We start from the raw sequence: 12,593 nt of genomic DNA, 5'->3' as shown, positions 1-12,593 counted from the left end.
ATTGTGTCCTGAGACCTTTTCTCCTTAGTCCGTAAACTCACCCAAGTGATGCTAATTAACGTCAGAAGAACCAGCTTCCACATAATTAGAAAATGTTTTTGTTATTTATAATTTACCAAGTCATGAATTAGGTTTTCCAACTCTGGAGTTCCTAATCCTGTCACATAGTCATACCCTTTTTGGGCGGTACAATAATAACCACATTTTCCATTACTTCCAGTGGTAATATCATTAAAGTTATAATGATATTTACCAGGATTTGCTGCAGCATAAAGCACGCTAATAAAATGGGTGCCGTATACTTTAGAATAGAATGAGTTAGTAATCGCTACGATACCTGCCCATTGAGGGGCGCCAGCACTTGTGCCACCGACAACGGCCCAACCTACCCCATCGCTACTTGGAACCGAGTTATACACCGAAAAGCCTGTTTCTGGATCCGCATTATAAGCTACATCAGGAACCCCACGTTTATTAGGGGATTTTGGAATTGGCAATTTTTTTTGATGTGCAGGCCAGGGTTCTACAATACTCACTCCTCCACCACTTCCTGACCATGCCTCTTCTCCTTGATAGTTTCCGTAGTTATCCACAAGTAATGTAGTTCCGCCAACTGCCAGAACATAAGGTGAGGATGCGGGATAAAGGGTTCCTTTTCCACTATCTCCTGAAGAAGCGACAAAGGTCACCTTGGGATTATTAAATATGGGATCATAGGTAGTTTCTTCGCGAAATTCATCTCCGCCCCAACTCATCGATACCACAGTTGCTCCATTTTTAACCGCAACTTGCACGGCTTTAAATAAATTACCGATGGTATCATCTGTTGCCTCCACTAAAATGATTTTAGCTGCAGGTGCCACAGCATGTGCCCACTCCACATCTAAAGCAATTTCTCCAGCCCATCCAGCATCTGTTTTTGGTTTTTTACCCTCTGCATAGATCTTCTTAAAACACCCATTTGCTGTTGTACAGGCAGGTAAACCAAAATGTTTTGAAAAAACTCCTAAATCTGCTTCAATTTTTGGATCGTCATAAGCATCTACAATTGCAATAATTTGCCCCTTACCTTGTGAGCTCACAGAATTAAATCCATAAGCAACACGTACCTGACTCGGTGTTAATCCACTGGGTACAAAATGAGGGGTATTAGGTTTATAATGAATAGGATTATGGACTACCCCTGTCGCGTTGGGTAACGCATAGGCTGGAAGGCTCAATACACCGAGTACAGTGGATGTAACTAATAATTTAAACGGCAAACCGTTTAACTTCAATTTCATAATATCTCCTTATATCAACATAATTAAATCCTTCATTGCTTGCGAGCCTAGCAATGTTCTTACTTTGCATTAGGAACACTGGGAATAATTGACTTAATGGCAGGATACACTTGGGAGCGCTTGCAATGTATCCTCTACACATCGGGCGATTAATGCGCAGTTATCCTGTCATAGGAGATATCATTTGTCCAGAATGTTTTTCGTAGGCTGTTAATACTAGTGGCGATGCGGTCTAATGATGATTTACTGGCGTTACTTTAGGTGCCTTTGGATAGAACGAAGCCGGCTCTGAGTTTTCATTTCCCGGGTTAAGGCTTGTACCTTAATCCGGGGAATGGTAATCATTCAGTCTATAGAATAAGCACATTGACATTTTATACGTCTATATTTTCAGCTTCTAAAGCATTATTTTCTATAAACTCGCGTCTTGGCTCAACATTGTCTCCCATTAATGTCGTGAAAATAGCATCTGCAGCCACGGCATCTTCAATACTGACTTGCAGCATCCTACGTACGGAAGGATCCATAGTAGTCTCCCAAAGTTGACTGGGGTTCATCTCTCCAAGACCTTTATAACGTTGAATAGCCTGACCCTTTTTGGCTTCTTCCATAAGCCAATTTAAGGCGTGTTCAAAGTTTTCTACGAGCAGTTCTTTCTCACCTCGTTTAACATACGCTCCTTCCTCTACCAAACTTGCCAATTTAGAGCCTAAATTAACTAATTCTTTATAGTCTTTAGAGTAGAAAAACTCGACATTCATCGGAATATAATTATCCATTCCATGCTGAGTAACAATAATGCGAGGTATAAATTGGCTCGTATCCGCTATAGGGTGTACCTCAACTTGGTACTGCTCTGTTTTACTTCCAAGTTGTTGCAAACTTAAATGCAATTGTTTGCACCAGTTGGCTATTTTTTCTTGTTGAGTGAAATCTTCGCTATGCAGCATGGGCAAATACGCTACTCGTTTCAAGATATCGGTAGGATATCTTCTTTTATAGCGCTTGATAATTTTTTCAGTCCGGCGATATTGTTGCACCAAATCTTCCAATGCCATAGCTGCAATTGCCGGAGCGTCTTTTCCTGGATAGAATGCTGCTCCATCTAAAGCGCTTTGTGTTAAATATTCATACAAAGCTTCATCATCTTTAACATATTGTTCTTGTTTTCCACGCTTAACTTTATAAAGCGGTGGTTGAGCAATGTAGATGTAACCACGCTCAAGTAATTCCGGTGTTTGCCTATAGAAAAAGGTAAGTAATAAGGTTCTGATGTGTGAACCGTCAACATCGGCGTCGGTCATGATAATAATACGATGGTAACGAACTTTGTCGGGATCATATTCATCGGGTCCAATACCACACCCTAAGGCAGTGATAAGCGTAGCAACCTCTTGTGATGCTAGCATTTTATCAAAGCGGGCTTTTTCAACATTCAAGATTTTACCTTTGAGCGGTAAAATCGCTTGGAACTTTCTATCTCGTCCTTGTTTTGCAGAACCCCCTGCAGAGTCTCCCTCTACTAGATAAAGCTCGGATAATGCTGGATCTTTTTCTTGGCAATCCGCGAGTTTTCCAGGCAATCCGGCAATATCCAACGCACCTTTACGGCGTGTCATTTCCCGAGCACGTCGCGCGGCCTCTCTTGCTCGCGCCGCATCTATTATTTTTGCGACAATTGCTTTTGCACATGCGGGATTTTCCAAGAGAAAATCATTGAACTTCTCAGCGACACTGGACTCAACCACAGATTTTACTTCGGAAGAGACTAATTTATCTTTTGTTTGTGAAGAAAATTTAGGATCAGGTACTTTAACCGAAAGTACTGCAGTTAATCCTTCACGAGCATCATCTCCTGTTGGGGAAACCTTAGCTTTTTTGGCATATCCCTCAGTTTCAATATAATTGTTTAGGGTTCTTGTTAATGCAGCCCTGAATCCAGCCATATGAGTTCCACCATCACGCTGGGGAATATTGTTTGTAAAACAATAAAGAGTTTCTTGATATGAGTCATTCCACTGCATAGAGAGTTCAACGACAATATTATCTTTTTCAGCGCACATGGAAAACACGGTGGGTATAATGACATTTTTATTTTTATTTAGATGCTCTACGAATGCCTTTATTCCCCCTTCATAATGGAAGGTATCTTGTCGTTGAGATCGTTCATCAAACAAATGAATGCACACACCGGAGTTTAAATAGGATAATTCTCTTAATCGTTTGGCTAAAATATCATAGTGGAATTCAATATTGGAGAACGTTTCTGCGCTTGGTTTAAACCAAATTTGCGTTCCGGTACTGGTTGCATCACCTGTTTCTGCCATTGCCGCTTCTGGAACCCCATGGCGGTAATGTTGTTCATGAATTTTACCATGACGACGCACTGTCAAATGCAACTCTTCCGATAAGGCATTAACTACTGAAACCCCAACACCATGCAACCCCCCTGATACTTTATAGGAGTTATCATCAAACTTCCCTCCGGCGTGAAGTACAGTCATGATGACTTCCGCAGCAGAGCGGCCTTCTTCTTTATGAATGTCAACGGGGATTCCTCGCCCATCATCTTTGACACTAATTGATTCATCCGAATGAATCGTAACGAAGATTTCCTTGCAGTATCCTGCCAGTGCTTCATCTATTGAATTATCAACAACTTCAAAAACCATGTGGTGCAGACCGGTACCATCATCCGTGTCACCGATATACATCCCGGGGCGTTTTCGAACTGCATCTAAACCCTTTAGGACTTTAATATTATTTGAATCGTAACTGGCATCAACGCTCATTAGGTGGTCCTCTTACCCTATTTGGTGGTGTTCTGAATCCCTTATCATAGCATATTTTACGCTTCGTTTATATGTCATTCAGGAACTTTACATATAATCTAGATGAGGTGAATTAGTAGGCAATAATCGATAAAATTCGATTTTTGATTAGATTATTTCACTAATGCATTAAGACTTTTGCTTTGTTTCACGTGAAACATTTATTTTGGATTTTTTAATACGCCTTCATTGATTTGATAGGTTAAATGTTCTTGATCCGAAACTTCAGAAATAAGTTCTGCTGGAAATATAGTAGAAGTTATTACATATTGACCCGCGCGTTGAGCTAGATATTCCATAAGTTTCTTTTGATGGGTTTCATCCAATTCAGCGGGGAGGTCATCAATTAAATACAAGCAATTTTGGTGCAAAAGATTGGCTTGCGCTAATCGTAAAGCAATAAGAATAATTTTTTGTTGTCCGCGAGATAAAACTTGCTTAGCCTTATTTTGATTAACTTCAATAAATATATCCGCTTGATGTGCACCAAATTGGGTGTAGGTCTTTAGCTTATCAGCAGCAAAACTCTCTAATAATATTTGTTCCAATTCTTTGCCAGAGTTTTTCTTGTCCCAACCTTTATAGTAGCTTATCGTGCAGTCAAATTGACATAGCCTATTTAGCACCGTGACAAACTCCTGTTTCCATTGCGTAAAATACTCCTCACGTAGAGCATGTAATTGTGTGGCTATTTGACTAAGTTGTTTATCCCAGGGGATAAAATGCGCTACAGGGGCATGTTGTTTCAACAGGGCATTGCGTTGCTTTAATACTCTTTTGTATTCTTTCCATAAAGATAGATAGTTATGTTTCACGTGAAACAAACCCCAATCCAACAAACTTCGTCGTATTGAAGGACCAGCATCGATAATTTGAAAAAGATCAGAATAAAAAATCTGACAAGGTAAAGCGTAGGCCAATTGGCTGGTAGTAGAGCAAAATTGGTTATTTAACTTAATTTGAGTGGGTTCAGAATAGGATTTTTGAATACTAATAGTTTGTTGCTCTTGTCCTCGAGCGAAAACAGTTAAAGAGGATTGTTCATATGAAATAATGGGTGAGATTTCCCGTGAGCGAAATGAATGGCCACAGCTTAGGAGGTAAAGTCCTTCCAGGATAGAAGATTTTCCACTTCCATTTGGCCCATATATAAAATTAAATCTGGGACTTAAGCCCAGATTTATTGATAAAAGATTTCGTAAATGGTGAATTTTTAATTCAGAAAGGATCATATTTTCATGGGCATTATAATATATTGGTAATCATCATCATCTAATGACTCAATTAAAATGCTGCTGTCAGTATTTGATAAAGACAGACGGATTTGTCCATCCCCAAAATGTGAGAGCACATCGAGCAAATAAGTAGCATTCAAACCAATTTTTAATTCATCACCCTGTGTTTCCGCGATTAAAGATTCAACCGCTTCCTCTTGTTCATTATTATTAGCAATTAAAGTTAACATGCCAGGTTGCAAATGAAGCATAACTGCTTTTGATTTTTCATGAGCCAAAATAACAATACGTGACAAAGAACGTTTAAAAATAGAACAGTCGATAATAATCTGCTTATCCTGATTTTTAGGAATCGCTTTTGTATACGGAGGGAAACGCGCTTCAATCAGTTTAGATAAGAATATAAATTGACGTGATACTAATTTAAAATGTGATTTTCCGGCAGCCAGTAATATCTCATCATCGTCAATACTATTGAGAAGACGGAGCAACTCCTGGATTCCCTTTTTAGGTAATAAAAGTTTCTTTTCATTGGTATTAGAACATTGATGACGACAAATCGCCATCCGATGCCCATCTGTAGCAACAGCAGAAATTAGATTCGGTTCAAAATCAAGAAATAAGCCATTAAGAAAGACACGAACATCTTGTTGGGCCATAGCAAAATGCGTGGATTGCAATAACTTTAATAAAACCAAACGGGGAATAGTTAATTCAACCTCGTTACATTCATCTTCGCTTAAAGGATAACCATCAGCCGGTAACGTAGTTAATTTAAATGAACTCCGACCTTGTTTGATGGTTAAAAGAGCATTATCAACAATTACCTTAGGGCTGGGCTCATCATCTAAAGAGCGAATGATGTCGATAAATTTTTTCGCAGGTACCGTGATAGTCCCTACCTGTTGACCCGATTCACAAGGTACTTGGGCAGCAATTTCAATTTCAAGATCCGTAGCAGTTATATGTAACGTATCTTCGGATAATTTAAGATAAAAATTCGATAAAATAGCTAAAGACTGCTTTTTATCAACAGCGCCAGCAACGGTAAGTAACGGAGAAAGTAAATCCTCTTTTTTAATAGCGAATTCAAACAAGATAGAACTCCATTTAACACTTAATAATAATAAAATAATTGCTTCATCGCTCCTAATAAAAATCTGAATAAAGATTCTCAGGAGAAGCGGAACCAGGTATTTTAAAAGACCTGGATGAATTTTTTAATCAAGCGTTCTACTAGATTTTCGCAAAACACCGTGATGTTTGAGCAGTTTTCCTAATTGACTAAGAAGACAAAATACGCATTAAATTTTTATAATCTTCTGCAAAATCACTGTCATCCTGAACCAATTCCTTAACTTTCCTGCACGCATGGATAACTGTTGTATGATCACGGCCACCAAAATGATCGCCAATTTCAGGCAGGCTATGATTGGTTAATTCTTTACTTAAAGCCATCGCCATTTGTCTAGGGCGAGCAATGGAACGACTGCGGCGTTTTGATAAAATATCAGCCACTTTGACCTTATAATACTCAGCGACCGTTTTTTGGATATTTTCGATGGTAACGAGCTTATCCTGTAGAGCCAAAAGATCACGCAACGCTTCATGAACAAACTCAATAGTAATAGGCTTCCCAGTAAAGTGAGCATTGGCAATAACTCTACGTAATGCTCCCTCGAGCTCCCTAACATTGGAACGAATACGCTTTGCAATAAAAAAAGCAACTTCATAGGGTAATTCGATGTTCGACTGTTCCGCTTTGCTAATTAAAATAGCAACACGTGTTTCGAGCTCAGGTGGCTCAACCGCAACCGTTAACCCCCAGCCAAAACGTGACTTCAAACGTTCTTCCATTCCTTCAATTTCTTTAGGATATCGGTCACTGGTTAAAATAATTTGTTGTTGTCCTTCCAATAACGCATTGAAGGTATGAAAAAATTCTTCTTGAGATCGATCTTTACCGGCAAAAAACTGTATATCATCAATAAGTAAAGCATTAAGAGAGCGATAAAAACGTTTAAATTCATTGATAGAATTGGTCTGGATAGCCTTAACCATATCCGCAACAAAACGTTCAGAATGTAAATAAAGGATTTTTGCATCCGGATTATTTTTTAATATGGCATTACCAATAGCATGCATCAGATGGGTTTTCCCTAAACCCACACCGCCATAAATAAATAGTGGATTATAGGCATCGCCGGGTCGTTCAGCGACCTGCATTGATGCTGCACGAGCAAGTTGGTTGGAATTACCCTCAACAAAACTTTCAAAGACAAATTTTTTGTTTAAATGACTACTCTTATAATCGACAGCTTTCTTAGGTACCGTCTTAAGTGAGGGGGAACTGACTGAAGTAGATACATTGGCATCGGATGAAAAAGATCCAACAGAACTAGAGGATCCTGAATCTGACTCAGTACTCGAAGTTTTGGTGCCAATTTCAATAGAAATCGATTTAATCTCATCACCACAAAATTGTTTTATTAGCTCTTCAATTCGTGCAAAAAAATGCTTTTTTACCCAATCTACAACAAATCGATTAGGTGCAAATAAAACGAAACGTTGCTCATCTGTGTGAGCCTGTAAAGGACGCAACCAGGTATTAAATTGTTGAGCAGAATACTCATCTTGCAAGAGACCTAAACATTTTTGCCAAACAGATGCTGACACAACATAACTCCTCATTAAATAAGGGTGGTAAAAAGAATATAAAACTAATTATCCACAGCATTTAAATATGCCACTGAAAGTACCTGGACAGCAAGATAATTAAGTATGAAATTATTACGTATAAAATCGAGAAATAGAATTTCTTCGGTTTACTAAGATGCCGCTGCAAGCAAATTATACTCAGCCTTGGGGATAAAGAAAAGTTATCCACAAAAAAAGTGCACGTATTTCAGAAGTAAGAGGAAAAAAGGGGCGCAGGCAATTCAAATTCAAAGGTTACAAAGAACTATGTGAGGGATGTACCATTTTTAATTTTAATGAGATTTGCCAAGGTGATGTTAAAAATAAGATTAAATATAAAGCAGATTGAATCAAGTTAGCTATGAATAGATGGGATCGAATGACGGGTATAAGATGCTAATAAAGTATTGAATAAATCCGAATTTAAAAATACATACAAATAGATCACAGGCTTAAAAAGAGCTTACAAACAGAGTTTGTTGCAACTTAACTTATTGTTTTAAATGACAATTACAAAGTTACTAACAAGAGATAGAAACATAATAACAATAAAATATTTTAAAAAAATAAAATAATGTAGTTATTAACAGACAAAAGTGAAAAAAAGGAAAGATACAAAAAATAATCAATTATCCAAATTGACAGTAGAAAAAAAGTTCTCTATTATTGCCAGCCTCATAATTTTATTAACAGGTTCATCATGAAACGTACCTTTCAACCTAGTAATTTAAAACGTAAACGTGACCATGGTTTTCGTGAGCGTATGGCTACTCGTGCAGGAAGATTAGTAATTAAGCGTCGTCGTGCTAAAGGCCGTAAACGTTTGACTGCCTAAGTGTTTGCTTTTAAAAAAACACAACGATTATTAACAAAATATGATTATAATCATGTGTTTGAGCAAGCAGAAAAAATTGTAACATCCGAATTTATCGTTCTCTTTAGAGAGAATAATTTAGGTTATGCTCGACTTGGGCTGGCGTTATCAAAGAAAGTGATAGCAAAAGCTCATGATCGAAATCGTGTTAAACGGCTGTTAAGAGAAAGCTTTCGACAAAAAGAATTGCCTGCATTCGATGTGGTTTTTTTAGCAAGACAAGGCGTAGCAAAACAAACAAATGCAATCATAAATGCTAGAATGAGCAAAACATGGAAAAAATTAATCTCATGTTACGAAAAATAGTTTGTTTCCCAATCAAATTATATAAATATTTGATTAGCCCCTTGTTAAAGCCTAGTTGCCGATACTACCCAAGTTGTTCACAATATGCTGAAAGCGCTATCCAACACTGTGGCATAACCAAAGGTTTATGGATGGCTTTAAAAAGAGTATTGCGTTGTCACCCTTGGTCACGTGGCGGCTATGATCCTGTACTCCCCAACAACGAGAATCATTGATGGATATACGACGTATTGTTTTATATATGGCGCTTGCGCTAGTTAGTTTATCACTTTGGAATGCCTGGCAAATAGACTATCCACCTCAGTCTCTACCAACAGAAAATGTGAGTACGCAACAAAAAAGTGGGCAACCTTTGCTACCGCAAGTCACCCCATCCGATACGTCTACATCTAACCCTATCAATCCAATTGCGGAACAACCTAAAAGTAGTAATACCCCGCTTATCCAGGTTAAAACTGATGTTTTAGATGTGGCTATTGATCCCGAACACGGTGATGTTGTCTCAGGACAACTCCTTGATTATCCCCAAAGCGTGGATGATAAAAATAAACCATTTCTTCTCTTACAAAATCAAGGCAATGAGCGTTATGTTGCAAACAGCAATCTTTTTGTAGCTTCAGGACAAAACGTCCAAGCGCAAGATTTTAACTTTACATCACCGCAACAACATTACGAAATGTCACCTGATCAGCAGCAATTAACGGTGACGCTTAATGGAAAAAATAGCGAAGGACTCGAGGTAAAAAAAGAATTTATTTTTACTAAAGGCAGCTATCTTATTGAGGTAAATTATAAAATTGTTAATCGGGGCAACGAGGTATGGACTGGATACTTGAATACCCAGCTGTTAAGAAGCTCACCTAAAGAAGATAAGTCAAGTGTATTTCATGTGGGTTCATATACTGGGGCTTCTTATTCAGAACCAGGAAAACACCGCTATCAAAAAGTAAGCTTTAGCGATATGAACAAAGCAAATCTTGATGTGGATAGTAAAGGTGGTTGGGTTGCTATGCAACAACATTACTTTTTAAGTGCGTGGGTTCCTGCGTCTAATGCGGAGAACAAGTTTTATACACGCGCGGTGAATAATGATTACACTATTGGCGCTGTAAGCAAACCGATTACTCTTAAACCCGAAGAGCAAGCCACAATTGGCTCCAGATTGTATATAGGACCAGAAATCACAAGCGTGTTAAAAGGGATTGCCCCATCACTCGACCTAACCGTTGATTATGGAATTTTATGGTTTTTATCTTCGTTATTATTTTCGGTGATGAAAGCAATATATAATTTCATTGGCAACTGGGGTTGGTCAATTGTCTTGGTAACCGTGTTGATTAAACTTGCTTTTTACCGTTTATCGGCTGCCAGCTATAAATCAATGGCAGGTATGCGTAAATTACAACCCAAACTGCAAGCCTTACGCGAACGTTATGGTGATGATAAAGCGAAAATCAGCCAAGCAACCATGGAATTGTATCGACAAGAAAAGGTAAATCCTTTGGGTGGTTGTTTGCCAATAGTTATTCAAATTCCTGTATTTATTGCACTGTATTGGGTTCTTTTAGAAAGTGTTGAGCTTAGACAAGCTCCATTTATCTTGTGGATTAAAGATTTGGCTTCACCTGATCCTTATCATGTATTGCCGTTAATCATGGGAGCTACCATGCTGATTCAACAAAAATTGAATCCAGCACCACCCGATCCTATGCAAGCAAAAATTATGATGTTTTTGCCGGTGTTGTTTACTGGTTTATTTTGGAATTTTCCAGCAGGTTTGGTTCTGTATTGGATTGTGAATAATACCTTGTCTATATTGCAACAATGGTACATTACACGTAAATATTCCGATGAAAAGCCAGCAAAAAAACTGGTCCCAGCTAAATAAATGTCTAGAGAAACTATCGTAGCTGTAGCTACCCCACCAGGTCGAGGTGGGGTAGGAATCATCCGCTTATCCGGTCCAAATTCATACTCCATTGCCGTTTCCCTTAATGGCAACAAATCATTACTACCCCGCAAAGCAACTTTTTGTTCGTTTTATTCATTTGCTGAGAATGAGGCAGCGCAACAACTTAATGAGTTAATAGATCAAGGAATTATGCTTTATTTTAAAGCTCCTCACTCATTTACGGGTGAGGATGTGGTTGAGATTCAAGCACACGGATCTCCTGTAGTTCTTGATATGCTGACCAAAACATGTATCCATCTAGGAGCTCGACTGGCTCGGCCCGGAGAGTTTTCTGAACGTGCATTTTTAAATGACAAAATTGATTTAACCCAAGCAGAGGCAATCGCAGATTTAATTCAAGCCAGCTCACAGACTGCAGCGCGAATGGCATTAAAGTCTCTACAGGGGGAGTTTTCAAATAAAATCAATAAATTAAATGAGAAGCTCATTTACTTACGTTTGTATGTGGAGGCTGCAATAGATTTTCCAGAAGAAGAAATTGATTTTCTTAATGATGGTAAGGTCGCTAATTTGCTCCACGATATCTTAACTGAATTAGATCTCATACGTTCCCAGGCCAATCAGGGAGTGATGTTGCGAGAAGGGTTATCTGTGGTGATTGCCGGAAGACCCAATGCGGGTAAATCCACCTTAATTAATTGTTTAGCGGGACGTGATGTGGCCATAGTGACCGAAATTGCAGGCACTACACGTGACATTATGCGTGAGCATATTTTATTGGATGACATCCCTTTACACATTATTGATACCGCCGGCTTACGAGATTCTAATGATATTGTCGAGAAAGAAGGGATCAAACGAGCCTGGCAAGAATTAAAAAAAGCAGATTGTGTTTTACATGTTGTAGATGTAAATGACCTGGAACACCATCAATATCTAACTAAGGAAATTAAGGCTGCCTTACCTGCGGAAGTGCCAATTATTACGGTATTCAATAAAATTGATACCTTAGGCCACAGTGCTCAAATTAACCATCATGATATTTACCTTTCCGCAAAATCAGGTGAAGGAATTGATGGCTTAAAACAAGTAATAAAACAGGTTGTAGGTTACCAACCTAATGAAGGTCACTTTCTTGCCAGAAGACGACATTTGCAGGCATTGGATGAGGCCAAGAATTTACTTTCTATTGGACAGCAACAATTGACCGATCATCGCGCTGGAGAGTTATTGGCCGAAGATTTGCGTCTTGCCCATCAAAGCCTGTGCGAAATAACAGGTCAGTTCAGTTCCGATGATTTATTAGGGCGAATCTTTTCTAGTTTTTGCATTGGTAAATAAATCCTTTAAGTTTTTCTTTGCATCGAAAATTCTTTCTTTACTGTTTTGAAACATTATGTTAAAAAAACAAACAAAAAAATCTTGTCAAAATCTCAAGCAGATGATAATGTACTA

At 38.4% G+C, this 12,593-nt stretch carries 10 protein-coding genes; 5 read left to right on the top strand and 5 right to left on the bottom strand.

Going from position 1 to position 12,593, the window contains the following annotated elements:
* Positions 1-101: 101 nt before the first annotated feature.
* The 5 genes from ACWTE2_RS24705 to dnaA form a co-directional block, all read right to left on the bottom strand.
* Positions 102-1,283 carry a S53 family peptidase gene (locus ACWTE2_RS24705; protein ID WP_454784838.1) on the bottom strand — a complete coding sequence of 394 codons (1,182 nt, stop codon included), beginning with the start codon at positions 1,281-1,283 and terminating at the stop codon, positions 102-104.
* 374 nt (positions 1,284-1,657) lie between these two features.
* Positions 1,658-4,075 carry a DNA topoisomerase (ATP-hydrolyzing) subunit B gene (gene gyrB, locus ACWTE2_RS24700; RefSeq protein WP_182392127.1) on the bottom strand — a complete coding sequence of 806 codons (2,418 nt, stop codon included), beginning with the start codon at positions 4,073-4,075 and terminating at the stop codon, positions 1,658-1,660.
* A 200-nt stretch (positions 4,076-4,275) separates the two neighbouring features.
* Positions 4,276-5,346, bottom strand: a complete 1,071-nt coding sequence (gene recF / locus ACWTE2_RS24695; protein ID WP_454784837.1) for a DNA replication/repair protein RecF — start codon at positions 5,344-5,346, stop codon at positions 4,276-4,278.
* Positions 5,343-6,446: a DNA polymerase III subunit beta gene (dnaN, locus tag ACWTE2_RS24690; protein ID WP_454784836.1), complete on the bottom strand. Its 1,104-nt coding sequence runs from the start codon at positions 6,444-6,446 to the stop codon at positions 5,343-5,345. Before dnaN ends, recF begins: the two co-directional genes overlap by 4 nt.
* Before the next feature lie 187 nt (positions 6,447-6,633).
* Positions 6,634-8,025, bottom strand: coding sequence for a chromosomal replication initiator protein DnaA (gene dnaA, locus ACWTE2_RS24685; protein WP_182392124.1), 1,392 nt, complete (start codon positions 8,023-8,025; stop codon positions 6,634-6,636).
* A 721-nt stretch (positions 8,026-8,746) separates the two neighbouring features.
* On the opposite strand from dnaA, the gene rpmH reads away from it, so the two are divergent.
* From rpmH to mnmE, 5 genes are read left to right on the top strand one after another with little or no spacing between them, the layout of a single operon-like run.
* A complete protein-coding gene (gene rpmH, locus ACWTE2_RS24680) occupies positions 8,747-8,881 on the top strand; it encodes a 50S ribosomal protein L34 (RefSeq protein WP_019232681.1) in 135 nt (44 codons plus the stop codon).
* The gene (gene rnpA, locus ACWTE2_RS24675; RefSeq protein ID WP_454784835.1) at positions 8,882-9,226 is read left to right on the top strand and encodes a ribonuclease P protein component; all 345 of its coding nucleotides are present in this window, start codon (positions 8,882-8,884) and stop codon (positions 9,224-9,226) included.
* Positions 9,193-9,441 carry a membrane protein insertion efficiency factor YidD gene (gene yidD, locus ACWTE2_RS24670; protein WP_182392122.1) on the top strand — a complete coding sequence of 83 codons (249 nt, stop codon included), beginning with the start codon at positions 9,193-9,195 and terminating at the stop codon, positions 9,439-9,441. The genes rnpA and yidD overlap by 34 nt, the downstream gene beginning before the upstream one ends.
* Positions 9,441-11,114 (top strand): membrane protein insertase YidC, encoded by a 1,674-nt coding sequence (yidC, locus tag ACWTE2_RS24665; RefSeq protein WP_454784834.1) that lies wholly within the window; start codon positions 9,441-9,443, stop codon positions 11,112-11,114. The genes yidD and yidC overlap by 1 nt, the downstream gene beginning before the upstream one ends.
* The gene (gene mnmE, locus ACWTE2_RS24660; RefSeq protein WP_454784833.1) at positions 11,115-12,479 is read left to right on the top strand and encodes a tRNA uridine-5-carboxymethylaminomethyl(34) synthesis GTPase MnmE; all 1,365 of its coding nucleotides are present in this window, start codon (positions 11,115-11,117) and stop codon (positions 12,477-12,479) included.
* Positions 12,480-12,593: the final 114 nt, after the last annotated feature.

Source organism: Legionella nigrisilvae (assembly GCF_977063395.2).
Note: the sequence above shows the minus strand (reverse complement) of the source record. Positions and strands in the feature narration are given on the sequence as shown.

Bases quoted from the DNA above. Each gene is read 5' to 3' on its own strand.
- ACWTE2_RS24705 (WP_454784838.1), bottom strand. From the start codon at position 1,283: ATGAAATTGAAGTTAAACGGTTTGCCGTTTAAATTATTAGTTACATCC.
- gyrB (WP_182392127.1), bottom strand. From the start codon at position 4,075: ATGAGCGTTGATGCCAGTTACGATTCAAATAATATTAAAGTCCTAAAG.
- recF (WP_454784837.1), bottom strand. From the start codon at position 5,346: ATGATCCTTTCTGAATTAAAAATTCACCATTTACGAAATCTTTTATCA.
- rpmH (WP_019232681.1), top strand. From the start codon at position 8,747: ATGAAACGTACCTTTCAACCTAGTAATTTAAAACGTAAACGTGACCAT.
- yidD (WP_182392122.1), top strand. From the start codon at position 9,193: ATGGAAAAAATTAATCTCATGTTACGAAAAATAGTTTGTTTCCCAATC.
- yidC (WP_454784834.1), top strand. From the start codon at position 9,441: ATGGATATACGACGTATTGTTTTATATATGGCGCTTGCGCTAGTTAGT.
- mnmE (WP_454784833.1), top strand. From the start codon at position 11,115: ATGTCTAGAGAAACTATCGTAGCTGTAGCTACCCCACCAGGTCGAGGT.